This is a genomic window from Mycobacterium sp. IDUB_1 (genome assembly GCF_055419625.1).
The window spans coordinates 1,270,449-1,294,665 of record NZ_JBVAYA010000001.1 but is presented as its reverse complement, the minus strand read 5'-3'; the positions used below and the strand labels follow the sequence as shown (position 1 = coordinate 1,294,665).

Here is a 24,217-nt window from a genome sequence, read left to right as displayed (position 1 = left end):
GGCCCCGCCGATCACGACGAAACGGAGCCATGCTCGCCATCATCACTGCGCATGCAGTGGCCACCCTGTTGGCGCCCGTGCTCGTTCACCGGTGGGGCCGCCGCGCGTTCTATCCGCTTGCGCTGGTCCCGCTCGGCTCGCTGATCTGGGTCGCCGGGAACTGGCCCGGCAGCGGTCCGGGACAGCGGCTCACCGTGCCGTGGGTGCCGGATCTCTCGATGGACATCGAGCTGCGCTTCGACGCGCTCGCGGCGATCATGAGCGTGCTGGTGCTGGGCATCGGCGCGCTGGTGCTCTTCTACTGCGCCGACTACTTCCACCACCACGACGGGCACACCGAGAAACGGCTGCCCAGCTTCGCCGCGGAGCTCGTCGCGTTCTCCGGTGCCATGTTCGGCCTGGTGACCAGCGACAACATGCTCCTCCTCTACGTGTTCTGGGAGATCACGACCGTCCTGTCGTTCCTGCTGGTCGGTCACTACGCCGAACGCGCCATGAGCCGACGCGCGGCCACGCAGGCGCTGTTGGTGACGACGCTGGGCGGGCTGGCGATGCTGGTCGGGATCGTGATCATCGGCAACCGCGCCGGCACGTTCCTGATCTCCGAGCTCGTGGCCGACCCCCCGACCGGGGTGGCCGCCTCGGTGGCGATCGTGCTGATCCTCATCGGCGCCCTGTCGAAGTCGGCGATCGTGCCGCTGCACTTCTGGCTGCCCGGCGCGATGGCAGCACCCACCCCGGTGAGCGCGTATCTGCATGCCGCGGCGATGGTGAAGGCCGGTGTCTACCTGATCGCGCGGCTGACGCCAGGCTTTTCCGACGCGCCGGAGTGGCGGCCGACGGTGGTGGGGCTGGGGCTGCTGACGATGCTGCTGGCCGGCTGGCGGGCGCTGCGGGAGTACGACCTGAAGTTGATCCTGGCGTTCGGAACGGTGAGCCAGCTCGGCTTCATCATGTTGATGGTCGGCGCCGGCGGCAGCGAGATGATGCTCGCCGGGCTGGCGATGCTGTGCGCCCACGCACTGTTCAAGGCGACGCTGTTCATGGTGGTGGGCATCATCGACCATGCGACCGGCACCCGCGACATCCGCAGGCTGGCCTGGCTCGGCGACCGCAGCAAGCCGCTGCTCGTCATCGGGTGCGCCGCGGCGGCGAGCATGGCGGCGCTGCCGCCGTTCCTCGGTTTCGTCGCCAAGGAGGCCGACTTCGAGACCGTGCTGCACAGCCCGAATCTGGGTGCCGCCGCGCCGTTCGTGCTCGCCGGGGTGGTGTGCGGTTCCGTGCTGACGACCGCCTACAGCGCGCGTTTCGTGTTCGGCGCGTTCGGGCGTAAAGGCCTGCCGCAGCCGAGCACCCGTGTGCAGGAGATGCACCGCCCGGAAGTGTCGTTCCTGATCCCGCCGGCGATCCTGGCCACGGCCGGATTGGTGTTCGGGGTGTGGCCGACGGGGCTCGACCACGTACTGAGCGACTACGCCGATCAGGTGCCCGACCCCGCCGGGTACGGCGCCGACTATTACCTCGCCCTCTGGCACGGGGTGAACCTTCCGCTGCTGCTGTCGGTGCTGGTCCTGGTGACGGGCCTTGCCCTGTATGCGGGTCGCGGCCGGCTGAGGCGTGCCCGGCTGGCTTTCCTGCCGCTGGCCAACGCCGACCGCATCTACGACGCGGTGCTGCGCGGCGCAGACGTGATGTCGGTGCGACTGACGGCGGTGACGCAGCGCGGCTCCATCCCTGCCACGCAGTCGGTCATCCTGACCACCCTGGTGCTCCTGCCGCTCGCGGTGCTGGCCCTCGGCGCGCGGGACCGACCTGACTTCGAGCTCTGGGAGTCGGCGCCGCAGGCGGTCGTCGGCCTGGTGATGCTCGCAGCCGCGTTCGCCGCCTGCGTGATGCGCAACCGGCTGGCTGCCGTCCTGCTGGTCGGCGTGACGGGCTACGGCTGCGGTGTCATCTTCGCGTTCCACGGTGCGCCCGATCTGGCGTTGACGCAGTTCCTGGTCGAGACCCTGACGCTGGTGGTGTTCGTGCTGGTGCTGCGAGTGTTGCCCGCCGAGACCGGCGGCGCCGACATGCGTCGCTTCCGCGTGCCCCGGGCGGCGCTGGCCGTCGCGGTCGGTGTGACGGTGACGGTGCTGGCCGCGTTCGCGATGGCGGCGCGGTCCGGGCGCCCGATCGCCGAGCTGCTGCCGGAGGCGGCGTACCTGCGCGGCCACGGCGCCAATACGGTGAACGTCCTCCTCGTAGACATCCGCGCCTGGGACACCCTCGGGGAGATCTCGGTGCTGCTGGTGGCGGCCACCGGGGTGGCGTCGATGGTGTTCCGCAACCGTCGCTTCGGGGCCGCACCCCGGGTGGCCGACGCCGGCCAGCCCGACATCGGGAAGCTCGCGGTGTACTCGCAGAACAGCCCGGCCGCCGGGGAGGTGACCTGGCTCCGGGGCAGCGGACTGCGCGATCCGCGCAACCGGTCGCTGGTCCTCGAGGTCGCGACCCGGCTGATCTTCCCGGTGATGATGGTGCTGTCGGCGTACTTCTTCTTCGCCGGCCACAACACTCCCGGCGGCGGGTTCGCGGGCGGCCTGATGGCCGGCCTCGCGCTGGTGCTGCGGTATCTGGCCGGTGGTCGTTACGAACTCGGCGAAGCCCTGCCGCTGGACGCCGGGAAGATCCTCGGCGCGGGTCTGGCGCTGTCGGCGGGCACCGCGGCCGCGTCGCTGCTCCTCGGCGCTCCGGTGTTGTCGTCGGCGCTGATCCAGATCGACGTCCCGGTGCTCGGCACGGTCAAGTTCGTCACCGCACTGTTCTTCGACATGGGGGTGTACCTGATCGTGGTCGGCCTGGTGCTCGACGTGCTGCGCAGCCTGGGCGCACAGATCGACGACGAGATCGGTGCGATGGGCAGGGCGAGGCAGTCGTGACGACATATGTGATCTCGCTGGTGATGATCGGTGGGCTGACCACCGCCGGGGTGTACCTGCTGCTGGAACGGCATCTGACCCGAATGTTGTTGGGGCTGCTGCTGATCGGTAATGCGATCAACCTGTTGATCCTGTCGGTGGGTGGCCCGGCGGGCAATCCGCCGGTGCGGGGCCGCACCAGTGCGGACAACACCGCGACCGCGGATCCGTTGGCGCAGGGCCTGATCCTGACCGCGATCGTGATCACGATGGGTGTGGCGGCGTTCGTGCTGGCGTTGACGTACCGCTCCTACCGGCTGAACACGCGAGAAGAGGTCAGCAACGACCCCGAGGACATTCGCGTGTCGCAGCAGTCCGGCACCGAGGTCGGCGAGGAACTCGAGGGCCGGCTCGAACCGGACCGCACCCGTGACACCGATCTGCCCGACGAGCTGGACGCGATACCTGGTTACGAGGGCTCCCGATGATAGGAGCCCACCTGGCCGCGGTGTTCACGCCGCTTCCCGTGCTGATCCCGATGCTGGCCGCGGCTGTCACGCTGCTCGCGGGTCGCAAACCGCGGCTGCAGCGCATGATCGCTGTCATCGCGCTGAGCGCTGTGCTCGTGGTCTCGGCGGTGCTGGTCCATCTGGCCGACCGCGACGGCACGATCGCGCTGCAGGTCGGCGGCTGGGGTGCCACCGAACCCGGCATGGGTCCGCTGGGCATCACGCTCGTCGTCGACCGGCTCTCGGCGCTGATGCTCGTCGTCTCGTCGATCGTGCTGCTCGCCGTCGTGTTCTACGCGATCGGGCAGGGCATCCGGGACGGTGACGGCCGTCAGCCGGTGTCGATCTTCCTGCCCACCTATCTGGTGCTGTCGGCGGGCGTGTTCATGGCGTTCCTGGCCGGCGACCTGTTCAACCTCTTCGTCGGTTTCGAGGTGCTCCTCAACGCCAGCTTCGTGCTGTTGACGATCGGTGCCAGCCGGGAGCGCGTCCGCGCAGGGATCTCCTACGTGATGGTGTCGATGGTGTCGTCGCTGGTGTTCCTGTTCGGTATCGCGCTGGTCTACGCGACCACCGGAACGTTGAACATGGCCGAGCTCTCGGTGCGGCTCACCGGGGTGTCCGAGGGCACCCGCACCGCGCTGTTCGCGGTGCTGCTCGTGGCGTTCGGCATCAAGGCAGCCGTCTTCCCGCTGTCGACGTGGCTACCCGACTCCTACCCCACGGCGCCTGCTCCGGTCACCGCCGTGTTCGCCGGCCTGCTCACCAAAGTGGGTGTGTACGCGATCATCCGGGCCCACTCGCTGCTGTTCCCGGGCGGCGCCTTGGACAACGTGCTGTTGGTCGCGGGCCTGGCCACGATGGTGATGGGCATCCTCGGTGCGATCGCCCAGAGCGACATCAAGCGCCTGCTGTCCTTCACGCTGGTCAGCCACATCGGCTACATGGTCTTCGGTATTGCGCTGTCCAACCAGCTCGGCATGTCGGGCGCGATCTACTACGTCGCCCACCACATCCTGGTGCAGACGACGCTGTTCCTCGTCGTCGGCCTGATCGAACGTCAGGCGGGGGCCTCGACGCTGGAGCGTCTCGGGGGATTGGCCGCCGCGAGCCCTGTGCTGGCGTTCGTGTTCGTGGTGCCGGCGCTCAATCTCGGCGGCATTCCGCCGTTCTCGGGGTTCATCGGCAAGGTGGCACTCCTGGAGGCCGGCTCGGAGTCGGGTTCGGTGCTGGCGTGGATGTTGGTGGCGGGCAGCGTGATCACCAGCCTGCTCACCCTCTACGTCGTCGCCCGGGTGTGGACCAAGGCGTTCTGGCGGTCCCGCGAGGACGCCCCGGAGGGCCACCTGTCGGGCGGGGCGCCGACGGCGCTGCTCGACAGCCCCGAGGACGCCGACATCGAGTTCGTCGACCGCGACGACGTCGGCAGGATGCCGATCGGCATGCTGGTGCCGACGGGGGCGTTGATCGCCGTCGGGCTCGCCCTGACCGTCGCAGCCGGGCCGATCTTCGCCTACAGCGACAGGGCGGCCGCCGAGGTCCTCGACCGCGGGCAGTACATCACCGCGGTGCTTGGGGAGGTGCCGCGATGAGCGCTCGGGCGAAGAGTAGAGAATCAGTGAGGACCATCGCGCTGCGGGTCTGGATGGTGTGCTGGCTGATCCTGGTGTGGGTTCTGCTGTGGGGCACCGTGTCTGCGGCCAACATCCTGTCCGGCCTGCTGGTCGCGTTGGTGATCACGCTGCTGTTGCCGTTGCCGCCGGTTCCCGTCGAGGGCAGGCTGCACCCGATCCCGCTGCTGCGTCTGATGGTGACGGTCGTCTACTACCTGCTCAGCTCGTCGGTGCAGGTCGCCGCGCTCGCGCTGAAGCCGGGGCCCCCGCCGCTGACCGCGGTGCTGCGGGTGCACCTGGCGATCAAATCCGATCTGGTGTTGGTGCTGGCGGTCAACATCATCAACCTGACGCCGGGCACCATCGTGCTCGAGATCGACCAACCGCGTCGGATGATCTATGTGCACGTGCTCGACGTCGGCTCCGACCGCACTGTGGCGCGGTTCTACCGGCAGGTGGCGAACCTGCAGAAGCTGTTGGTCGCCTCGTTCGAGCGGGACAGCGACTGGCGACCTTCCGCGCAGAAGGAGGACGCGCTGTGACCGTCGTGTGGATCATCGCGGGCGCCATGCTGTCGGCTGCAGCGTTGGCCACCATGTTCCGGATGCTGTTGGGTCCGACCACCCTTGACCGACTGGTCGCGTTGGACACCCTCGTCGCCGTTGCGATGTGCGCGATCGGTACGTGGGCGGCATTCAGTCTGGACACCACGGTCACCTACAGCCTGACCGCGCTGGCGTTGATCACGTTCGTCGGCTCGGTCAGTGTCGCCCGGTTCCGCGTCCCCGACGTCGCCGACCCGGCGGAGAAGGGGCCGGCGCGATGAACGCCTTCGATATCGTCGCCGCGATCCTGATTCTCAGCGGATCAGCGCTCGCTCTGACGGCGGCGATCGGTGTGGTCCGCTTCCCCGACACGCTGTCGCGCATGCACGCTGCCACCAAGCCCCAGGTGCTCGGACTCCTGCTCGTGCTGCTCGGCGCGGCGCTGCGGCTGCGTGGTCACGTCGACGTGGGCATGCTGATCCTGACCGGGCTGTTCACCGCGATCACCGCACCGGTGATCGCGAACCGGGTGGGCCAGCTCGCCTACCGCGAGCAGAACGTCCGCGACGATCTGATGACCACCGACGAGATGCATGATTTCGCCGAGGACAGGGAACCCGGCGGCCATGATGCGCCCCAGCGGTGACCAGCAGGGTCGCACTGCCCTGAGTGCCGCTGCGGTCCGCGCCGCGGAGACCGAGGCCGACCATCCGCTGTTCACCGATCCGTACGCACATCTGCTGCTGGTCGGCGCGGGGCAGGTCGAGCTGCCTGCATCGGGGCCGGGATATTCGGCGGCGCGCACCAAATGGTTCGACGACTACATCCTGGCCGCCGGGGCGGCGGGGGTGTCGCAGGTGGTGGTGCTGGACGCAGGCCTGGACACGCGGGCATGGCGACTGCCGTGGCTGAGCGACGCGGTGGTCTTCGACGTCGACGAGCCTGTGGTGCTGGCACACAAGACACGGATCATGGACGCCTCCGACGCGCAGTTAGGTGCCAAGTACGTACCGGTGCCTGCCAATGGGACCGATGACTGGCCGAAAGCATTGCGGGAGGCCGGTTTCGACCACAACGAGCCGACGGCGTGGCTGGCGGAGAGCGTGGTGCCGAACCTGGCCGACGATGCAGTAGAAACGCTGATCGAGCAGATCACGCTTTACAGCGCCCGGGGAAGCCACCTCGGCGTGGAGGTCGCGAATGCCGAAGTGGCACAGGCGTTGTGCTGTCACCGATGGGACGTGCGCTCGACCGACGCCCGCGATGCCATGCGGCGCTATCACCGGGCGCACGAGGACGCGCCCGCGTACACGTTCCTACACGCCGTTCTGCTATAAGTCAGGTAATTGGCGTCGGGACCCGTGCCGGGTCTGCAGTAATCTCTGAAAATGTGACCTTGATGGTGGATCCCGACATCCTGCGCGCGTTTGCGAGCCAGGTGGAGACAGCTTCAACGTCAATCCGCGGCGCGGACGTGGGTGGGAAGGTAACAGAGGCGGCCGCGGGGCTGGCAGGTTCTACGACCGAGTGGGCCGCGCGGCTCGTCGGCGGACATGTCGCCACACAAGCCGACGCCATCGCCGCGAACGTCGACAAGATGGGACAGGCGGTGCGAGGCGCGGGGAAGGCCTATGAGGTCACGGATGCCGATCTGGCCGGAAGCTTCACGGGAGTCTTCTGACTCGTGCTCCCGTCACGCTCGCGCCTCGAGAGCTGGAACCCCGACGCGCTGAGATTTACCGGTTCGGACGTTCGCTCCTCCGGAGAATCCGTGGAGGGTGCGGTGGACCGCGTGAAGGTTCAATTGGCGATCATGCCGGAAACGAGGGCATGGGAGGGGCCAGCCCATGACGCCGCGTCCGAGATGTTCGACCGCGCACATCACAGCTCTGTCGAATTCAGCGAGTACACCGCTGCGATCGCCGAAGCTCTCGGGGCAGGCGCCGAAATGATCGGTGCTGCGCGGAAAGCACTGCTGGACAAGGCTGACGATATCGATAGAGGACCACTGAACGTCACGGAGGGCTGGGTCGTACTCATCGATCCGGGCTCGCAATCCGCCGACGAGATTTCCCAATTGATGAAGCTCGTCGCCACCGAACAGGCCGAAGTCAACCATCTGCTGCTCGCCGTCGGCGATGCCGACACCGCGACGGCCGACTCTGTGATGGCAGCCGCGAAGCCGTTCGGCCTCACCCCGCCTGGCGGCGGACTACCAGGACTGATGGTGCCCGCTGCTCAACGTCCCGCCGACGATGTTCCGAATCCGAACAACGCGTTGGGCTTCCTGCAGCAGGCGACGGTGCGTGGCGAGGAGATGGGTACGACGGTTCGGGAAACGCGATCCCGTTACAACGAGCAGGGCCACTTCGAAGAGACACTGATCATGCAGGATGGCAGCCGGCATGTCATCACAGAGTACGAAGAGGACTACGACCGCGGCGTTCCGGACATGGTCGAGGAGGAGCACATAGACGCGAACGGAAACATCATTTCGCGGAGCAGCTCAACTCGAACGTCGGGTGGATACAAGAGAACGATCATGAACTGGGCTGACGGCACCCAGTATGTTGTGAGCGAGACACCGGAAGGTGTTGTGTCAGCGTCGATCAACCTTCCCGACGGCAGGAGCGCCGTGATTCCACCGGACAGCCCGCTGCTCACGTCCGTACCGGAAAGCATCGGCCAAGTGCTGACTGGAGTGGAAGCCCACGTTGATGACGGCGGCAAGGTTCCCATGCTGTCGATGGATGCGGTCGAGAAGGTCGGGGCCGGAGCGAAATACGGTGGTATGGCGCTGGGCACAATGACTGCGATGTATGACTTCTTGCGGGCCCCGACCCCCGCTGACAAGTGCGTGTCGGTCTTCGCCAGCACGTTCGGCCTCGCAGGCAATGCAGCCGGAGCCGCGGGCGGCGCAGCCGTGGGCGCGCCCATTCCGATCCCGGGCAGCACAGTGGGCCTTGCTGTCGTGTCGTCGGTGGCTGCAGGCTCGTGGATGACGTCTGTGGGCAAGAGGGTCGGCGAAGTGCTTTGTGGCTCATGAATCGAGTGACGCCGCCGCCGAACTGGTCTCCTGGCCTGTCGCCCCTTGCTTGGTTAGGCGTCGCCGTGCTCATAGGAGGGTCCATCCAATTCTGGGTCCAGACACTCCTAGCTGCGCAGCGCGCGTCCTTGACCGGCACGCTCGGTTCGGCAGGACTTGCGGTGTTCTGCACTGGCGGCGTGGTTGCCCTCGTGCTGACCTTCAAGGCGTCGGCGAAGACGTATGCCGGGTGGAGTGATTCGGGTACCACGGTACGCCTTCACCCAGCCATCGCACGGACGTGGGGCGGTGCCCTCGTCGGCGGCGTCGTCGGCTCGTCGTTCACCGTGTGGTTCGGATCCGTATCGGCAGTCAGCCGCTATCTTCTCGTTTCTCTACTGGTTCTCTCGGTACTTGGACTGTTGGCTTTCGCGCGGAGCCGAGAAACTGGATACTTGCGGATCGGCCTGGAAGGCATTGCTTTTGGCGACACTCTCCGCACGCGTGTCGCGCGATGGAACGAGATACAAGCCATCACCGATCACGCGGACACCAAAGCGCGGAATCCGATCGTCTTCAGTCTGGGCGACGGCAAGCCGCTCGTCGTTGCCAACGCCGATCGGTTCGCCTCGAGTGGTCCCGCCCTCTACTGGATGGTGCGCCACTACTGGCTGCATCCCGAGTCGCGCGACGAACTCACCGACGGCCGGGCACTGCAGCGTCTGCGAGGCCACGACTTTAGTAGCGAGTGATCACTCCGAGAGTTGGAACTCCACCATCGCGGTGACGGTGTCGACGGCTTCGGACAGCGCGGCCACCCGGTCGGCCACCGTCGGCGCGGCGAGTATCGAGTAGCGGTCAGCCTGGCCCATCGGCAGCCGAGCGGTCAACGCGTACAACCACAGTGCCGCGTCGCCGGATTCGTCTGCACCGACCACGATGTCGCGCGCGTTCACCTCGGCGCCCCGCGCCGCGGCGATCCTCTCGAAGAGCGACACCATCCGGTCCTCGATCTCTCGGATCGAATCGGCGGTCACCGTCGCGCCCGGCTCGTCGGGCCACAGCTCGATCACCGCCCGTGGATACGGTGCGTCTGGTAACCATTCGAGAACCCGAAACCGTTCTCTCATGGCGCATTTCATCACGTACTGACCGGCGCCGAGGTCCTGGTACTCGGTGATGTGCGCGACGGTGCCGACGTCGCTGCGGCTGTCACCACCGCCGACCTCCCGGCCCGCAGCGATCAGCACCACGCCGAACGCGGGGTCCTGCACGGCCAGGCACGCCTGCACCAGCGCCGAGTAGCGCGGTTCGAAGATCTTCAGCGGCAACGTCTCTCCCGGCAGCATGGCCACCTCGAGCGGGAACATCGGGATCGTCGGCACGTCAGATCACCAGCTCGGCGATCAACCCGTCGACGACGGCGCGCAGATCCCCGTCGGTCTCTTCGGCGATCCGCCGCTGACGTTGGTAGGAGGCGCCGTCGCGGTAGATGTCGGCGACGGAGGCGAGTTCGTCGACACAACCCAGCGATCGGGCCACGGGCGTCAGCCGCTCGAGCTGCTCATCGAGATCCTCGGTGACCAGCCGCTCGTTGCTGTCGGAGTCGAGGATGATGATGGCGTCCAGCCCGTAACGCGCTGCGCGCCACTTGTTCTCCTGCACATGCCACGGCGGCATCACCGGAAGCGTTTCCCCCGCGTCAAGTCGGCGGTCGAGGTCGACGATGAGGCAGTGCGTCAGAGCGACCAGCGCCGCGAGTTCCTTCAGGTTCGACACCCCGTCGAAGATCCGCACCTCCACCGTCCCGAGATGCGGGGAAGGCCGGATGTCCCAACGGATCTCGTTCATGTGGTCGATGATGCCGGTCTTCTTCTGATCGGCGACGAAGCCTTCGAACTCGCGCCACTCCTGGAAGTGGAACGGCAGGCCCGCGGTCGGCAGCTGCTGGAACATCATCGCGCGGTTGCTGGCATAGCCGGTGTCCTCACCGTCCCAGAACGGCGACGACGACGACAGCGCGAGCAGGTGCGGGTAGTAGTCGAGCAGCGAGGTGATGATCGGCATCACCTTGTGCGCCGAGGAGATTCCGACGTGCACGTGCACGCCCCAGATCAGCATCTGCCGACCCCACCACTGGGTGCGCTTGATCAGCTCGGCGTAGCGGCGTCCGTCGGTCAGCTGCTGCGCCGACCATTTCGCGAACGGGTGGGTGCCCGCGCAGAACAGCTCCATGCCGCGGCCGCGCACGATGTCGCGCACGGGTCGCAAGGTGGCACGCAGATCGTCCATCGCCTCGGGGGTGCTGTCGCACACCCCGGTGACGACCTCGATGGTGTTGCGCAGCAATTCCTTGTGCACGCGCGGGTTCTCGCCGACTTCGGCGATCACCGAGGCGGCCTCGTTGCTCAGGTCGCGTGTCTGCGCGTCGACGAGCGCGAACTCCCACTCGACACCGAGTGTCGGCCGGGCGGACCCGGCGAAGTCGATGCGGTCGGCCCGACGGTCAGCCCCGAGTGATGACACCGCACGCCACCCGAGCTCCGGCATCGCCGGTCGCCAGGGTGGTCTGATCCGGCGGCGGCGCGCCGTTGACCTGCTGGTAGCGCTCCGGCGGGATGTTGGCGAAGTTGTCGGCCTTCTCGTGGATGATGATGGCCGTTCCGGCGCCGCCGAGAAGTTGGTCGGCGGTGAAGGCATCGGTGGTGGTGATGAGCTTGGCCGAGCCGTCTTCGCGCACCTGCAGCGACGCGAGGTCGCCGCTGGCGGGATGACCGCTGTGGCCGGGCACCTGCAGATGGCCGCCCGCGGAGTTGAAGTTCGCCGGGGCGCCGCCGGTCGGGGCGACCGAGTTGGCCTCGCACTTGCCCACCGAGTGAATGTGCAGGCCGTGGAAGCCGGGAGTGAGCTGGCTGGTCGCCGAGGTCTGCACGGTCACGGTGGCGTACCCACCGGAGAACGCGATGTCGGCGGTCGCGACCGTGGTGCCGTCGGCGGTCTTGAGATCGGCCTTCAACGTCTCCCCGCCGGCGGCCGGGGCCTGACCCTGAGCCTCACCCGAGCCTTCCTCGCCGGCCGACGACGACGGCGACGGCGCACCGGTCCAGACAGGGGGCGTGGTGCCCGGCGCATCGGTGGGCACGTCGCCCGGAGGCGAACAGGCGGCCAACGCGAGTGCGGGCGCTGCGAACAAGGTGGCGGCGGCGACGGTCCTGCGCATGTGCACGAGCCTAACCGGTGACCGCGACGATCACGCCCGGTGGCTGCTCTGTCAGCTCGGGCAGCCGTGGCGCCACCGGCGCTTCCAGTAACCGGCCCACCTCCTCGGCGGCCTGCTGTTCACCGGGGGCATCGCTGAAGAACACCGTGGTGACCGTCGTGTCCGGCAGCGTCAGGTTGCCCGTCTCGGTCACGTTCCAGCCCGCCTCGCGCAGCCGGTCGGCGGTGCTCTGCGCGGCGCCTTCGGTGGACGAGATGTTGAACACCCGCACCTCGGCTTTCGCCGGCGCGGCAGTGCTCGACGGTGTGGTGGGGGTGCTGGTGATCGACGTCGCGATCGAGTTGCTGCCGGAGTCGTCGTCGCTGCCGCCCATCGACTGGAAGCCGACGAGCAGGAACACCACGCCGAGGAAGAGAAGGACCATCACCATGGCCCGGATCGGCAGTCCCGAGGATTCTCGCTGGTTCATCGGCGCCTACTGTATCGGCTCGCCGATGGCGTCAGGTCACGTCGAAGCCGAGGCGCCGCGCCGCGCGCGCCTTCTGCCGGCTCGCACGCAGCCTGCGCAGCCGCTTGACCAGCATCGGATCTGCCGCCAGTGCCTCTGGCCGATCCACCAGCGCGTTGAGCACCTGGTAGTAGCGGGTCGCGGACATCGAGAAGAGCTCCTTGATGGCGTCTTCTTTGGATCCGGCGTACTTCCACCACTGCCGCTCGAACGCCAGGATGTCGTGTTCCCGACGGGTCAGACCGTCGGCGGGTTCAGCGCCGTGTGCGGAGTCCCCTGACTTCTCACTCCGCGCGATCGCGCCGTCCATATCGCCTCTTGGACCTTTCCAACGATCGAAATGACACCAGTGTGGTTTCGGGTGGTATTCAATCACGGCTCGGTCACGGACATCGGCATCAATGACCGCGAGTCGGCGCCCACGCGGGCCACCCTAAGATTTCCGGCATGGCCGTTCGACCGATCTGCATCGTGGGAGACCCGGTTCTCCACAACGCCACCGAGCCGATCCCCGTCGGTGACGACGGGTCTCTGCCCGCCGATCTCGCCGATCTCATCACCGATCTCTACGACACCATGGACGCCGCGAACGGAGTGGGGTTGGCCGCCAACCAGATCGGCGTCGCCAAACGGGTCTTCGTCTATGACTGCGCCGACGCCCGCGGCAAGACACTGCGGCGCCGCGGCGTCGTCGTCAACCCGGTGCTGGAGACCTCCGAGGTCCCCGAGACGATGCCCGACCCCGAGGACGACGACGAGGGCTGCCTGTCGGTGCCCGGCGAGTCCTTCCCGACCGGGCGTGCGTCCTGGGCGCGCGTGACGGGCCTCGACGCCGACGGCACACCGATCACGTTGGAGGGCGAGGACCTGTTCGCCCGCATGCTCCAGCACGAGACGGGGCATCTGGACGGCTTCCTTTATCTGGACCGGCTGGTCGGCCGCAACGCCCGCAGCGCGAAGCGGGCAGTCAAGTCGCACGGCTGGGGCGTCCCCGGTCTGACGTGGCTGCCGGGCAAGGATCCTGATCCGTTCGGTCACTGAGCCGTGCCGCAGCTGCCACCGCTCGGCGCCCGGGTGAGCCTGCGCTACCGCCTCCCGGCGGACGAGGCGCGCCCGTTCACCGATGTGATCGGTCACGTCGAGGGGGTCGAGCCCGCGGTCTCGGTGCGCACCCGCCACGGTGAGCTGGTGACGATCTCCCGTGACGACGTCGTCGCGTTCCGGGTGGTTCCCGAGCAGCCGGTGCGCGCCGGGGCGATCCGCAATCTCGAGCACGCGGCAGCGCTCGCCTGGCCCGGCACCGAGCAGGAGTGGCTGGACGGCTGGTTCCTACGATTCGGCGCCGGTGTCACGCGGCGGGCCAATTCGGCTGTGCCACTGCAGTTCACGTCCCACGCCGAGATCGCCGCCGTGGCCGATTGGTATGCCGCACGTGGGCTGCCCGCGCTGATCTCCGCACCGGATCGGCTGTTCCGCATTCCCGATGGGGTGCCCACCGACGCCGAGAACCTGGTCATGACAGCGGATGTCGAGCCGGGCGATCCCGGTCAGGTCAGTGTGTCCGCCGTGCCCGACGACGCCTGGTTGACGCTGTACCAGCGCGACGTGCCAGCGGCGGTACTGACCGCGGTGGTGGACGGCGAGGTCGGGTTCGGTGCACTGGCCGGTGCCGCGGTGGGCCGGGTCGCGGTCACCGAGGCGCCGGACGGCACCCGCTGGGCAGGCGTGTCGGCGGTGCACGTCGTCACCTCGGCCCGCCGCCAGGGCCTGGCCCGCCGGTTGTGTGAAGGGCTGCTCGGGTGGGCCGGCGCGCGCGGCGCGACGCGGGCCTACGTGCAGGTGGTCGCGGACAACGACGGCGCTCGGCGGCTGTACGAACAGATGGGCTTCACGCTGCACCATCGCTCCCGCTATGTGCGTGCCGAGGATCTACTGTGAACGGCATGCGGTTGGCGACGTGGAACGTCAATTCGATTCGCGCCCGGGTCGATCGGGTCACCGATTGGCTGGAGCGCGCGGACGTCGACGTGCTTGCGATGCAGGAGACCAAGTGCTCCGACGAGCAGTTCCCGACAATGCCGTTCGCGGCGCTCGGGTACGAGGTGGTGCACTGCGGGTTCAGCCAGTGGAACGGGGTGGCCATCGCGTCGCGCGTCGGCGTCGACGACGTCACGGTGGGCTTCGACGGTCAGCCTGTGTGGGGCGACGATCCCGGCGCAGCCGCCGAGGCGCGGGCGTTGGGCGCGACGTGCGGCGGGGTGCGGGTGTGGAGCCTCTACGTGCCCAACGGCCGCACCGTCGATGACCCGCACTATCACTACAAGTTGGAATGGCTTGCAGCGCTCCGAAATTCGGCGTCGTCGTGGTTGACGGCCGATCCGTCTGCGCAGATCGCGCTGGTCGGTGACTGGAACATCGCACCGACCGATGACGACGTGTGGAGTGTCGAGGCCTATGAGGGCAGCACGCACGTGACCGGGCCGGAACGCGCCGCGTTCGACGCCGTCGTCGACGCCGGATTCGCCGATGTGGTGCGGTCGTTCACGCCCGGGCCGGGCGTCTTCACCTACTGGGATTACACGCAGCTGCGCTTCCCGAAGAACCGCGGCATGCGGATCGACTTCATCCTCGGCTCGCCGGCTCTGGCGGCCCGCGTCGAGCATGCCGAGATCGCCCGCGACGAACGCAAGACCGGTAAGGACCGGGTCGGATCGCCGAGCGATCACGCCCCCGTTGTGGTGACGCTGGCGTCGTCATGACGCCCACCGAGTCACCCTGGCGCCGACTGTCACTGGGCCGGCTCAAATGGGTGGCAGCGCTGATCGTGATCGGTGCGACGGCGGTGTTCGGCGGTCTGGACACCGCGGACCGGGTGACGACCGTGGCGATGGGGCAGGCCTATGACGACGGCCCCTTGCGCATCACCGTGCGAGCGGCCGCCCTGCCCGCCAGTGTCGCCGGACTGCGCACACTCACCGCGCAGTGCCGGTTCCTCACGGTGGACGCGACGATCGAGAGCGTCGCGGATCGTTCGGTCTCCCTGCCGAACTCGCTCCCCGTCATCGGCACCGACGGCGACTGCGCGGGTCCCCGACCATCTGCCATCACCGGAGTCATCGGAATCACCGGCGTTCCAGCCTATTTCAAGACCGCGGTGCGGCTGCGCGACGGGCAGCCGATGCCGACCGTGGAACCCGGGTTCACCACCGATTACCGCTTCGTGTGGGCGGTGCCCGCCGCCGCGTTGGCCGACGAGCCGCAGATCGGCGTCCGCATGCCGGCGATGTCGTCGTTCATCTCGACGTTCCGGATCGCCGAGGATTTCGGCGGTGACGCCTCGGAGTACGGCGACCTCACGCTCACCCCGCAGGCGTACCGGTGACCCGCCGGCTCATCCCCATCGCTCGGGTAGTGGCCGCGGCAGCGATGCTCGCGGCGGCGACGTGGCTGTGGCTGCAGCTGCCCACCAAGATGCAGTCGTGGGCACCGATCGAGGTGACCGGCGCGGTCGGCGAGCACGTCGAAGGCCGCAACCTGGCGGTGACAGTGCACGACGTGCACCTGGCCCGCGTGGTGGCCTTCACCAACGACGGTGTGCCGGTGCGGATGTCGACCAACGGGGTATGGCTCGTCGTGACGCTCAGTTACGAACCGCTGCTGTCTGCCGAATCGCCGGTGTTCGAGCTGACCGCCGACGGCAGGCGGTTCACATCGCCGCTGAGCGGGTTCTCCCGCAACGCACCCCCGGGTTTGACGCAGCGCAACGTCGTCGCGTTCGAGGTGCCCTCCGTTCCGACGTCGGCAGAGTTGTTGGTGTACAACAAGACCGCCGATCGTTATGGCAATCCGATGCCCGCGCCGCTGGATTCGGCGATCGCGGTGCCGCTGCCGGTGCCCGGTGATGCGCTGCCGCAGCTGGATCTCGACAAGGCGGCGGCGTCGTGAGGCGCTGGCTGAGGTCGAACTGGTGGGCGTTCGCGGTGATCGCGGTGATGGTCGCGGCGATCGCGGGCACGGTGACCTACAAGCAGTGGGTACGCCAACTCGGGTACACCCGGCCGGTGCAGTCGGTGGCCGCCGGGCAGTGGGCTGACGTGTTCGGGATGCGGTGGCGGCTGACGCCGGTGACACTCCCCTCCACCGGCGAGCCTCCGGACGGCGGCCGCCTCGCGAGCTACGTGCTCGATCGCGAAAGAGACGGCCGGCAGGCGGGACTTCCCAACGGTTTTCAGTTCTGCACGGCGTCGATGGTCGAGGGACCACGGCGCTGGACGACGACGGCGACCGACATGTCGGTGTTCCAGTTCGCCTACCGGCAGCACCTCACCACGGTCTGCAGTCAGGACGGCCCGCTGCTGGTGGCGATGTACGTGCCTGACGGTGCCACGATCAGCGCCGTGGAGGTGCTGCTGCAGCCGGGCGAGACACCCGAACCCGGCTCTGACTCCGGCTCTGACTCCGACTCCGAGAACGCCGATGCGCCGGCATTCACCAGCTATGACGAGTCACCGCTGGTGATCCGGTTCCAGACCTGACGTCGCGTGCTGAGCGCGGACCTGATCGACACAGAACCAGTACGTCGCGGCCACCAGGCAGATCCGGATCGGATCGATGGCGGCGTCGATGACCAGCCGGATCGTGTCGTCGAAGGCCTGCCACCAGGCCCACTGGTGCGGGCCGAGCGCGACGGCGACGGCCCGGAACAGGTAGCCGTCGGTGACCGTGGGATCGAAGTAGGCGTTGCCCGGAGCCAGCACGACCAGACCCGTGTAGACCAGCACGAAGAACGCGATGGGTAGCACGCCGCCGTGCAGGATCAACCGGCCGGCGTCGACGATGGGGCCGAACATGCCGAGCTGTCCGCGCACGAACTCGACGACCCGCTCCTGGACCGTCGCGGGCATCCGCTGCCAGCGCGGCTGCAGGGTCTTCTTGCCCCTGTCGATCGCGCGGGCCGCCGCGACGTCGCCGCGGTGGCCCAGGAACGCGCGCCGGCCGCCCTGCCATGTCGGGGTCAGCGGGGTGCCGTACACGGCACCCGCGATCGCCAGCCACGCCAGCGAGAGCGCCACTACCTGGGCCAGCGGGCCCAGCGCGGCGGTCAGGGATTCGTAGAACCTGCCGATCACGCCCAGGTGTGACAGCACCTCTTCGCGAATACCGCTATACCACACGACGACTCGTCGCTGAGCGATCCAATCGGCGGTGCCGAAGAGTGCGGCGAACGAAGCCTGGATGGTCAGGAACAGCCACAGCACCTGGAAGTAGACGGCGAGCAGCATCATCGCCGCCGGTAGCCGGTCGCGGAAGCGGGTGATCAGCTGGCGCAGCAGGAACGCGACGACGATGACGGTGATCAGCGGCGCTCCGGCGGTGTGGTTGACCACCTGGGCCACGCGGTCCTGCGTGCCCTCGTAGACGGTCGTGATGTTGACGGTCGTGAAGTAGACGTAGAAGTCCTCGACGACGAGTTTCCACAGTGTGTAGATGACGAGGAAGGGCAGGACCGCCGTCAGGGTCACGTCGATGACCCCGCGCGGCACTCCGGCGCCGCCGTCGTCGACGTGTTGGAGACCGGGTGTCTCGGACCGGATGACGAGGAACATCCCGAGGTAGGTCAACAGACGGACGATCGGGACGACGGCCATGATGATGCTGCCCCACAGTTCGCCGTGATCGAGGCCGATCGAGATCGCGAACTGCAACACCCAGTATCGGACGAACCAGCCGGCCAGGTACAGCGCGACCAGCCGAGGCCAGGTGCGCCACCACAGTCCGGCGGTCCGCCGCGCGATGGTGAGCATGGGCGACCCCCTCGGCTGAGCACTTTAACTGGCGCGGGGACGTGTCGGTGGGAGCATCTATAATCGAACATGTGTTCGAAGAATGGTCTGACGGTGATCTGGTCGCGGCTGTCGACGACGCCCATCGGCAGGAGTCGATGCTGATGGCGCGCAAGTTGGCGGCGATCGCCGAGCTGCTGGGCCGGCGGACCGAGCAGGAGCTAGCCGCCGAAGAAGACGTGGCAGCGGTGATGAGCGGGTTCAACCGCACCGCGGCCGAGGTGTCGGCGGCCCTGAACATGACCGCCGCCGGCGCCCGGGTGCTGGTCGGGCACGCCGAGACCCTGGCCGTGCGGCTGCCAGCGGTCGCTGCCGCGCTGGCCGCCGGGCACATCGACTGGCGGGCCACCGAGCTGATCTGCACGCGCACCGAGCTGGTACGTGACGACGTGATCAACGCGGTCGACGCCGCATTGGCCGAGCAGATCGGCAGCTGGCGGTGCTGGTCACGGGAGAAACTGATCACCACGATCGACGCCGTGGTCACCTCGATGGACGTCGCGGCGGCCAAGGCACGCCGCACCGCGGCCTATGACCAACGGCGTGTCGACGTCCGGCCCGATCTCGACGGGATGGCTCGCGTGCGGGCGAGTCTGAGTCGTGCCGACGGCGCGGTGCTGGATCGGCGTCTGTCGACGATGGCCGCCGGGGTGTGCCCGCGCGATCCGCGCTCATTGACGCAGCGTCGCGCTGACTCACTGAACGCCCTGGGGCACGGCCGCCTTGAGTTGGCCTGCGCCTGCGGCACACCGGACTGCCCGGTGCGTGACCAACCACCGGCCCCGGTCGCGCCGGTCGTTCTGAATATCGTCGCAGCCGCCGACACCGTCACCGGGCGCAGTGACCAGCCCGGCTATCTCGCCGGGCACGGGGTGATCGACGCCGAACTGGTGCGTGAACTCGCTCGCGATGCCACGCGCCGCCTCATCGCCCTGCCGCAGGTCAGTCTCGAGCAAGCCCATCGATACCGGCCCACCGCCGCGCTCGCCCACTACATCCGCACACGCGACCTGACCTGCCGCTTCCCGGGTTGCACCGTGCCCGCCGCGCGATGCGACATCGACCACACCGAGCCCTTCAACCACGCAGACCCCGCGTCCGGCGGGTTGACAGTGGCCGAGAATCTCGGCTGTTACTGCCGAGAGCATCACCGCCGCAAAACCTTCGACGAGGGCTGGCGCGATCGGCAACTGGCCGATGGGACCATCGTGTGGACCTCACCGACCGGCCGTACCTACACCACCACACCCGGTGGGGCCACGCTGTTCCCCGACCTCACTGGTCGCCACCGCATACCCGACCCGGACGTGGTCGCCGCGCGCCGGAACCAGATGTGCGCCACCCGTCACGCCGGCAGGATCACCCGCCACCGCAATCGGGCGGCACGGGAGGAGATCCGGGTCCGGTGCTGGCGCAATGAGTTCCGCCGCTTTCGCGAGTTCTTCCACGGCGAGTCCACCATCACCAAGCCGAGCACCAGCCCGTTCGCCCGCTTCGTCAACGATCCCATCGAACCCGAAGAGCTGGCACCGAATTGGCAGCCGCCTCCGCTACAGATGAGCGACCCGCAGGAGCCGCCGCCCTTCTAGGCGCGGTCCTCGGTGCCGTCAGCCGAACAGCGGGAAGGCACGCTTCCGCGCCAACGCGTCCATTCCCTGCTGGATGCTGTCCTGCACCTCGCGGTACTTCTGCTCGATGTAGGCCTGGTCGTCGGCTCGCGCCGGATCGTGGTCGACTTCGATCGCGGGCATCAGCCGGGTCCGGATCTTCGCCGGGAGCGGCAACTGCGGAAGCGCCGCGGGCGCGATGCCCCAGGGCAGGGACACCGCCAGCGGGAACACCTTGAGCCGCAGCAATTTATCCAACCGCAGGGTGCGAGCCAGCCCGTCCCCGCGGATCAGCACCGGCATCGCGTCGGCACCACCGACCGTCGCAATCGGCACGATCGGGACACCGGCCTTGATGGCCATCTTCACGAAACCGGTGCGTCCGGCCAGATTCGCTTCATCACGTTCACTCCACGGCCGCAGCGAATCGACCTCACCGCCGGGCCATAGCGCGACATCACGTCCTTCTGCCAATGCTGTCGCGATGGAGTCCGGGGCGGCCGGAAGCACGCCCATCGCCCGGAAGTACCTGCCGATCAACGGAATCGCCATGAGAGCGTCGTGTGCGGTGCCGTGCAGGGGGCGAGCCTGGCCGAAGCGCCGCCACCACTGCACCCCGACGGTCCAGGCGTCCCAGACGAACGGCGCACCGGAGTGGATGCCGACGAGGAGCACCGGCGCCTCGGGCAGGTTCTCCCACCCGTCGAATTCCATCCGGAACCAATGGTCCACCAGCGTGTTCCAGACGTACTTCTGGCGCTGCATCGTGGTCTCGTCTTGGCCGCTCAGATCCCAGTCACCAGCGCGCTGGGCCACCCAGCCGGACAATCCGCCACCTTGTTCGGCCCGTTTGGCCGCCATTGCCTCACGAGCGCCATCGGCATTCTCGTGTGCCTGTCGACGGACTTCGCCAGGACGAGTATCTGGAGTAGCGGTCATCTCGCGCGCATACCCGCGGAGTGCGCCGCATCACACCTTGGAGTTGGCTGTGTGCGAACCGCCGTCGTTCTAGGCGAGGTCCTCGGCGTAGCGGCCGGGGTTGAACATCGAGGCGACGGCACCGATCAGCATCATCGCGGCGGCGGCGAGGAACACCACCGTCAGGCCGGAGTGGAACGGCTCGGTGATGAGTTCGGGGAAGAACGTCTTGCCCGTCAGCACGTCGGCGTTGACACCCGGCTGCTGCAGCGCGTGCGACGGCTCGAGGAGCTCCGCGATCGGGTTGTAGCCGAGGAACGCGGCGAACAAGCTGCCCACCGGCGGCAGGTTGGCCACGTCGTGGGCCACCGACGCCGAAACGCCCTGCGCCTGAAGGCCGTTGCTGAGCGCCGACGGGAGGGTGTTGGCCAGCCCGACGATCATCAGCGAGAAGAACACGCCGATCGACAGCGACGAGCCGGCGTTGAAGAACGTCGCGCGCACGCCGGATGCGGCACCGCGCTCGGCCGACGGCACGCTCGACATGATCGCCGCGGTGTTGGGTGCGGTGAAGATGCCACCGCCCAGACCGTTGAGGAACACCAGCACCGCGAACAGCCAGTAGTCGAAGTTCACCGGGATCATCACCAGCGCCACGAACGTCGCGGCCATCAGCAGCATGCCGCCGACCGTGAACGGCCGCGCACCGAAGCGGTCCGACAGCGATCCGGCGAGCGGACCCGCGATCAGGAACCCGGCCGTCATCGGCAGCATGTAGATGCCTGCCCACAGCGGCGTGGATTCGAAGCTGTAGCCGTGCAGCGGCAGCCAGATGCCCTGCAGCCAGATGATCAGCATGAACTGCAGCCCGCCCCGGCCGACCGAGGACATCAGCCCCGCGAGGTTGCCCATGCCGAACGACGCAGAGCGGAACAGCCGGATGTTGACCATCGGCTGCTTCACGCGCAGCTCCACGATGCAGAACACGACGAGCAGCGCGAGCCCGAACGCGATGGCGCCGAGCACTGCGGGGTTGGTCCAGCCGGTCGTGGAATCGCCGTAGGGCTGGATGCCGTAGGTGATGCCGATCAGCAGCACGGTCAGGCCGACGCCGAACGTGAACGTGCCGGCCCAGTCGAGCTTGCCCGGGCTGCGGACGCCGAGCTCCTTGAGCGAGCGCACGCTCCAGATCGTGCCCAGGATGCCGATCGGTACGCCCACCCAGAAGATCGCCTTCCAGTGCCACTCGGACAGGAAGCCACCGATCAGCAGGCCGAGGAAGGAGCCGGCGACGGCCGCGACCATGTTCACGCCCAGCGCCATGCCGCGCTGGTTGGCCGGGAATGCGTCGGTCAGGATCGCCGAGGACGACGACATCAGCATCGCGCCGCCGACGCCCTGCACCACCCGCCACGCGATGAGCCAGATCGCCCCGCCGTCGAGCTGGAACGGGTCGAACGAGAGCGCGATGGCCGCGACGGTGAACACCGCGAAGCCCATGTTGTACATCCGCACGCGGCCGAACATGTCGCCGAGCCGCCCGAACGGCACCACCAGAACGGCGGTGACGACGAGGTAGCCCATCAGCATCCACAGCAGGTAGCTGACGTTGCCGGGGGCCAGCGGGTTCAACCCGATGCCGCGGAAGATCGCCGGCAGCGAGATCAGCACGATCGAGGCGTTGATCGTCGCCAGCAGCACACCCAGCGTGGTGTTGGACAGCACGATCCACTTGTAGAACGGGTGCTCGTGGTCCATCCGGGTGCGCCGGATGGTGGTCTCGCTCATGCCACCGGTGGGGATCGTCGGGCCCGTCGTCTCAGTCGTCGCCATGGTTGCCGTCTTTTCGCTGTCACGTTTCGTATCGGGGGCCGGCGCGACCCTGCGCCGGAAAACACATATGTTAGCTATATAAATCATCAGGGCCAAACCGTATTCCCCAGGCACTGGACTCCTGGGATTCGGCTACGTTGGGATCGCCCACGCGGGAGCGCGCGCCGAGCGCGCTGAGAGGACGGCTGATGCGCCGTCGACCGTACGAACCTGACCGGGTAATGCCGGCGAGGGAGATGCTCATGGACGTGTTGCCACTGATACCACCGGGCCAGACCCCGCTGCGGGTGCTGACGATCGCCGGTTCCGATTCCGGCGGCGGCGCCGGAATCCAGGCCGACATGCGCACGCTGGCGCTGCTCGGCCTGCACAGCCTGGTCGCGATGACGGCGGTGACGGTGCAGAACTCCGTCGGGGTCCAGGGTTTTCACGAGATCCCGCTCGACATCATCGCCGGGCAGATCGACGCGGTGGTCACCGACATCGGCGTCCAGGCCGCCAAGACCGGCATGCTCGCGTCCTCGGAGATCATCGACACCGTCGCCGACACCTGGGTCCGGCTCGGGCTCGACGGCACGGTGCCGCTGGTCGTCGACCCGGTGTGCGCATCGATGCACGGAGATCCGCTGCTGCACCCCAGCGCGCTCGGCTCCATGAAGGAGCGGCTGTTCCCGCTGGCCAGCCTCGTGACACCGAACCTCGACGAGGTCCGCCTGATCACCGGCATCGACGTCGTCGACCCCGACAGCCAGCGGGCAGCGGCTCGGGCGCTGCACGAGCTCGGCCCGCGGTGGGCGCTGGTCAAAGGCGGCCACATGCGCGCGTCGTCACACAGCCCCGACCTGCTCTTCGACGGCACCGACTTCCACTCCTACGACACCACCCGCATCGACACCCCCCACGACCACGGCGCAGGTGACACCTTGGCCGCAGCGACGGCCGCCGCGCTCGCACACGGTTATCCGATGCCCGAGGCGGTGGCGTTCGCGAAGACGTGGATCACCGAATGTCTGCGCGCCGCCTATCCGCTCGGCCACGGCCACGGTCCGGTCTCGCCCCTGTTCCGGCTCACCGAGAAGTGACGGCATGGATGAGATAGCGGGCATAGTCCACCGGCCGCACGGGACTCCCGTCGGGACCGTCGCGCTCACACACGGCGCGGGCGGCAACCGGGACTCCCCGATGCTCGTCGCCGTCTGCGAGGAGTGGGCCCGCCGCGGTTGGCTCGCGGTCCGCTACAACCTGCCGTATCGGCGGCGCCGTCCGAAAGGCCCGCCGTCTGGAGCGGCCGCCGATCTGGCCGGGATCGTCGAGGCCGTCGCCGCGGTGCGGGCGCTGGCCGACGGCCCGGTACTCGCCGGCGGGCACTCCTACGGCGGCCGGCTCACCTCGATGGCCGTCGCCGACCACGGGCTGGCGCTGGACGTGCTGACCCTGTTCTCGTATCCGCTGCACCCGCCGGGCAAGCCGGAGAAGGCCCGCATCGAACACCTGCCCCGCATCACCGCGCCGACGGTGTTCACCCACGGCAGCGCCGATCCCTTCGGCACGCTCGACGAGCTGCGTCCAGCGGCGGCGCTGATCTCCGCCCCGACTCGGATCGTGGAGGTCACCGGCGGCCGCCACGACCTGAAATCGAAGACGCTGGACGTGCCCGTTCTCGCTGTTGAAGCAGCACTCGGACTGCTCGGCTGAG

Annotated in this window: 27 protein-coding genes; 19 read left to right on the top strand and 8 right to left on the bottom strand. The window is 68.1% G+C overall.

The annotated features are described in order from the left end of the window. Positions 1–29: 29 nt before the first annotated feature. The 10 genes from ACZYYX_RS06500 to ACZYYX_RS06455 all read left to right on the top strand — a co-directional run bounded on the left by ACZYYX_RS06500 (position 30) and on the right by ACZYYX_RS06455 (position 9,344). Positions 30–2,921 carry a Na+/H+ antiporter subunit A gene (locus ACZYYX_RS06500; RefSeq protein WP_463813610.1) on the top strand — a complete coding sequence of 964 codons (2,892 nt, stop codon included), beginning with the start codon at positions 30–32 and terminating at the stop codon, positions 2,919–2,921. Further along, positions 2,918–3,388, top strand: coding sequence for a Na(+)/H(+) antiporter subunit C (locus ACZYYX_RS06495; protein WP_463813609.1), 471 nt, complete (start codon positions 2,918–2,920; stop codon positions 3,386–3,388). The genes ACZYYX_RS06500 and ACZYYX_RS06495 overlap by 4 nt, the downstream gene beginning before the upstream one ends. Further along, positions 3,385–5,001: a Na+/H+ antiporter subunit D gene (locus ACZYYX_RS06490; RefSeq protein ID WP_463813608.1), complete on the top strand. Its 1,617-nt coding sequence runs from the start codon at positions 3,385–3,387 to the stop codon at positions 4,999–5,001. Before ACZYYX_RS06495 ends, ACZYYX_RS06490 begins: the two co-directional genes overlap by 4 nt. Positions 5,002–5,027: 26 nt before the next feature. Further along, positions 5,028–5,564: a Na+/H+ antiporter subunit E gene (locus ACZYYX_RS06485; protein WP_463813607.1), complete on the top strand. Its 537-nt coding sequence runs from the start codon at positions 5,028–5,030 to the stop codon at positions 5,562–5,564. Beyond that, positions 5,561–5,848: a monovalent cation/H+ antiporter complex subunit F gene (locus ACZYYX_RS06480; RefSeq protein ID WP_463813606.1), complete on the top strand. Its 288-nt coding sequence runs from the start codon at positions 5,561–5,563 to the stop codon at positions 5,846–5,848. Before ACZYYX_RS06485 ends, ACZYYX_RS06480 begins: the two co-directional genes overlap by 4 nt. After that, positions 5,845–6,213, top strand: coding sequence for a monovalent cation/H(+) antiporter subunit G (gene mnhG, locus ACZYYX_RS06475; RefSeq protein ID WP_463813605.1), 369 nt, complete (start codon positions 5,845–5,847; stop codon positions 6,211–6,213). The genes ACZYYX_RS06480 and mnhG overlap by 4 nt, the downstream gene beginning before the upstream one ends. Further along, positions 6,194–6,904 (top strand): SAM-dependent methyltransferase, encoded by a 711-nt coding sequence (locus ACZYYX_RS06470; protein WP_463813604.1) that lies wholly within the window; start codon positions 6,194–6,196, stop codon positions 6,902–6,904. Before mnhG ends, ACZYYX_RS06470 begins: the two co-directional genes overlap by 20 nt. A 59-nt stretch (positions 6,905–6,963) precedes the next feature. Further along, positions 6,964–7,248, top strand: a complete 285-nt coding sequence (locus tag ACZYYX_RS06465; RefSeq protein ID WP_463814827.1) for a type VII secretion target — start codon at positions 6,964–6,966, stop codon at positions 7,246–7,248. A gap of 102 nt (positions 7,249–7,350) precedes the next feature. Next, positions 7,351–8,613, top strand: coding sequence for a hypothetical protein (locus tag ACZYYX_RS06460; RefSeq protein WP_463813603.1), 1,263 nt, complete (start codon positions 7,351–7,353; stop codon positions 8,611–8,613). 128 nt (positions 8,614–8,741) lie between these two features. Then, the gene (locus ACZYYX_RS06455) at positions 8,742–9,344 is read left to right on the top strand and encodes a hypothetical protein (protein ID WP_463813602.1); all 603 of its coding nucleotides are present in this window, start codon (positions 8,742–8,744) and stop codon (positions 9,342–9,344) included. On the opposite strand, the gene ACZYYX_RS06450 is transcribed toward ACZYYX_RS06455, so the two are convergent. From ACZYYX_RS06450 to ACZYYX_RS06430, 5 genes are read right to left on the bottom strand one after another with little or no spacing between them, the layout of a single operon-like run. Continuing rightward, positions 9,345–9,977: an LON peptidase substrate-binding domain-containing protein gene (locus ACZYYX_RS06450; protein ID WP_463813601.1), complete on the bottom strand. Its 633-nt coding sequence runs from the start codon at positions 9,975–9,977 to the stop codon at positions 9,345–9,347. 1 nt (position 9,978) lies between these two features. Then, positions 9,979–11,142 carry a glutamate--cysteine ligase gene (locus ACZYYX_RS06445; protein WP_463813600.1) on the bottom strand — a complete coding sequence of 388 codons (1,164 nt, stop codon included), beginning with the start codon at positions 11,140–11,142 and terminating at the stop codon, positions 9,979–9,981. After that, entirely contained in the window at positions 11,099–11,812 is a 714-nt protein-coding gene (sodC, locus tag ACZYYX_RS06440) for a superoxide dismutase[Cu-Zn] (RefSeq protein ID WP_463813599.1), read from the bottom strand. Before sodC ends, ACZYYX_RS06445 begins: the two co-directional genes overlap by 44 nt. 10 nt (positions 11,813–11,822) lie before the next feature. After that, positions 11,823–12,281, bottom strand: a complete 459-nt coding sequence (locus tag ACZYYX_RS06435; RefSeq protein WP_463813598.1) for a LytR C-terminal domain-containing protein — start codon at positions 12,279–12,281, stop codon at positions 11,823–11,825. 31 nt (positions 12,282–12,312) lie between these two features. Beyond that, positions 12,313–12,630 (bottom strand): DUF3263 domain-containing protein, encoded by a 318-nt coding sequence (locus ACZYYX_RS06430; protein WP_463813597.1) that lies wholly within the window; start codon positions 12,628–12,630, stop codon positions 12,313–12,315. Between the two features lie 137 nt (positions 12,631–12,767). Between ACZYYX_RS06430 and ACZYYX_RS06425 the strand changes: the two genes are divergently transcribed. Genes ACZYYX_RS06425 through ACZYYX_RS06400 form a run of 6 tightly spaced genes read left to right on the top strand, consistent with a single transcriptional unit; the run spans position 12,768 to position 16,855 of the window. Further along, on the top strand, positions 12,768–13,361 hold the full coding sequence (locus ACZYYX_RS06425) for a peptide deformylase (RefSeq protein ID WP_335329509.1): 594 nt from the start codon (positions 12,768–12,770) through the stop codon (positions 13,359–13,361). A 3-nt stretch (positions 13,362–13,364) separates the two neighbouring features. Then, positions 13,365–14,258, top strand: coding sequence for an N-acetylglutamate synthase, CG3035 family (locus ACZYYX_RS06420; RefSeq protein WP_463813596.1), 894 nt, complete (start codon positions 13,365–13,367; stop codon positions 14,256–14,258). A 5-nt stretch (positions 14,259–14,263) separates the two neighbouring features. Then, positions 14,264–15,079 carry an exodeoxyribonuclease III gene (locus tag ACZYYX_RS06415; RefSeq protein WP_463813595.1) on the top strand — a complete coding sequence of 272 codons (816 nt, stop codon included), beginning with the start codon at positions 14,264–14,266 and terminating at the stop codon, positions 15,077–15,079. Continuing rightward, entirely contained in the window at positions 15,076–15,702 is a 627-nt protein-coding gene (locus ACZYYX_RS06410) for a hypothetical protein (protein ID WP_463813594.1), read from the top strand. The genes ACZYYX_RS06415 and ACZYYX_RS06410 overlap by 4 nt, the downstream gene beginning before the upstream one ends. Continuing rightward, positions 15,699–16,265: a DUF4352 domain-containing protein gene (locus ACZYYX_RS06405; protein WP_463813593.1), complete on the top strand. Its 567-nt coding sequence runs from the start codon at positions 15,699–15,701 to the stop codon at positions 16,263–16,265. Before ACZYYX_RS06410 ends, ACZYYX_RS06405 begins: the two co-directional genes overlap by 4 nt. After that, positions 16,262–16,855 carry a hypothetical protein gene (locus ACZYYX_RS06400; protein WP_463813592.1) on the top strand — a complete coding sequence of 198 codons (594 nt, stop codon included), beginning with the start codon at positions 16,262–16,264 and terminating at the stop codon, positions 16,853–16,855. The genes ACZYYX_RS06405 and ACZYYX_RS06400 overlap by 4 nt, the downstream gene beginning before the upstream one ends. Here ACZYYX_RS06400 and ACZYYX_RS06395 read toward each other — a convergent pair. Further along, positions 16,826–18,124 carry a hypothetical protein gene (locus ACZYYX_RS06395; protein ID WP_463813591.1) on the bottom strand — a complete coding sequence of 433 codons (1,299 nt, stop codon included), beginning with the start codon at positions 18,122–18,124 and terminating at the stop codon, positions 16,826–16,828. The two genes, ACZYYX_RS06400 and ACZYYX_RS06395, sit on opposite strands and share 30 nt — an antisense overlap. Positions 18,125–18,195: 71 nt before the next feature. On the opposite strand from ACZYYX_RS06395, the gene ACZYYX_RS06390 reads away from it, so the two are divergent. Further along, positions 18,196–19,752, top strand: a complete 1,557-nt coding sequence (locus ACZYYX_RS06390) for an HNH endonuclease signature motif containing protein (RefSeq protein WP_463813590.1) — start codon at positions 18,196–18,198, stop codon at positions 19,750–19,752. Positions 19,753–19,770: 18 nt separating this feature from the next. Here ACZYYX_RS06390 and ACZYYX_RS06385 read toward each other — a convergent pair whose 3' ends face one another. Together ACZYYX_RS06385 and ACZYYX_RS06380 are read right to left on the bottom strand one after the other, a co-directional pair. Further along, a complete protein-coding gene (locus tag ACZYYX_RS06385) occupies positions 19,771–20,709 on the bottom strand; it encodes a lysophospholipid acyltransferase family protein (protein ID WP_463813589.1) in 939 nt (312 codons plus the stop codon). A 69-nt stretch (positions 20,710–20,778) separates the two neighbouring features. Next, positions 20,779–22,521 carry an MFS transporter gene (locus ACZYYX_RS06380; RefSeq protein WP_463813588.1) on the bottom strand — a complete coding sequence of 581 codons (1,743 nt, stop codon included), beginning with the start codon at positions 22,519–22,521 and terminating at the stop codon, positions 20,779–20,781. 242 nt (positions 22,522–22,763) lie between these two features. On the opposite strand from ACZYYX_RS06380, the gene thiD reads away from it, so the two are divergent. Both thiD and ACZYYX_RS06370 read left to right on the top strand, forming a co-directional pair. Beyond that, complete coding sequence (gene thiD, locus ACZYYX_RS06375; protein ID WP_463813587.1) at positions 22,764–23,603, top strand: bifunctional hydroxymethylpyrimidine kinase/phosphomethylpyrimidine kinase; 840 nt, start codon at positions 22,764–22,766, stop codon at positions 23,601–23,603. A 4-nt stretch (positions 23,604–23,607) separates the two neighbouring features. Next, a complete protein-coding gene (locus ACZYYX_RS06370) occupies positions 23,608–24,216 on the top strand; it encodes an alpha/beta hydrolase family protein (RefSeq protein WP_463813586.1) in 609 nt (202 codons plus the stop codon). Position 24,217 lies beyond the last annotated feature (1 nt).

What these genes read in the sequence shown, in the direction of transcription:
- ACZYYX_RS06500 (WP_463813610.1), top strand. Translation starts at nt 30, where the DNA reads ATGCTCGCCATCATCACTGCGCATGCAGTGGCCACCCTGTTGGCGCCC.
- ACZYYX_RS06490 (WP_463813608.1), top strand. Translation starts at nt 3,385, where the DNA reads ATGATAGGAGCCCACCTGGCCGCGGTGTTCACGCCGCTTCCCGTGCTG.
- mnhG (WP_463813605.1), top strand. Translation starts at nt 5,845, where the DNA reads ATGAACGCCTTCGATATCGTCGCCGCGATCCTGATTCTCAGCGGATCA.
- ACZYYX_RS06470 (WP_463813604.1), top strand. Translation starts at nt 6,194, where the DNA reads ATGATGCGCCCCAGCGGTGACCAGCAGGGTCGCACTGCCCTGAGTGCC.
- ACZYYX_RS06445 (WP_463813600.1), bottom strand. Translation starts at nt 11,142, where the DNA reads ATGCCGGAGCTCGGGTGGCGTGCGGTGTCATCACTCGGGGCTGACCGT.
- sodC (WP_463813599.1), bottom strand. Translation starts at nt 11,812, where the DNA reads ATGCGCAGGACCGTCGCCGCCGCCACCTTGTTCGCAGCGCCCGCACTC.
- ACZYYX_RS06435 (WP_463813598.1), bottom strand. Translation starts at nt 12,281, where the DNA reads ATGAACCAGCGAGAATCCTCGGGACTGCCGATCCGGGCCATGGTGATG.
- ACZYYX_RS06430 (WP_463813597.1), bottom strand. Translation starts at nt 12,630, where the DNA reads ATGGACGGCGCGATCGCGCGGAGTGAGAAGTCAGGGGACTCCGCACAC.
- ACZYYX_RS06425 (WP_335329509.1), top strand. Translation starts at nt 12,768, where the DNA reads ATGGCCGTTCGACCGATCTGCATCGTGGGAGACCCGGTTCTCCACAAC.
- ACZYYX_RS06415 (WP_463813595.1), top strand. Translation starts at nt 14,264, where the DNA reads ATGCGGTTGGCGACGTGGAACGTCAATTCGATTCGCGCCCGGGTCGAT.
- ACZYYX_RS06410 (WP_463813594.1), top strand. Translation starts at nt 15,076, where the DNA reads ATGACGCCCACCGAGTCACCCTGGCGCCGACTGTCACTGGGCCGGCTC.
- ACZYYX_RS06395 (WP_463813591.1), bottom strand. Translation starts at nt 18,124, where the DNA reads ATGCTCACCATCGCGCGGCGGACCGCCGGACTGTGGTGGCGCACCTGG.
- ACZYYX_RS06385 (WP_463813589.1), bottom strand. Translation starts at nt 20,709, where the DNA reads ATGACCGCTACTCCAGATACTCGTCCTGGCGAAGTCCGTCGACAGGCA.
- ACZYYX_RS06380 (WP_463813588.1), bottom strand. Translation starts at nt 22,521, where the DNA reads ATGGCGACGACTGAGACGACGGGCCCGACGATCCCCACCGGTGGCATG.
- thiD (WP_463813587.1), top strand. Translation starts at nt 22,764, where the DNA reads ATGGACGTGTTGCCACTGATACCACCGGGCCAGACCCCGCTGCGGGTG.
- ACZYYX_RS06370 (WP_463813586.1), top strand. Translation starts at nt 23,608, where the DNA reads ATGGATGAGATAGCGGGCATAGTCCACCGGCCGCACGGGACTCCCGTC.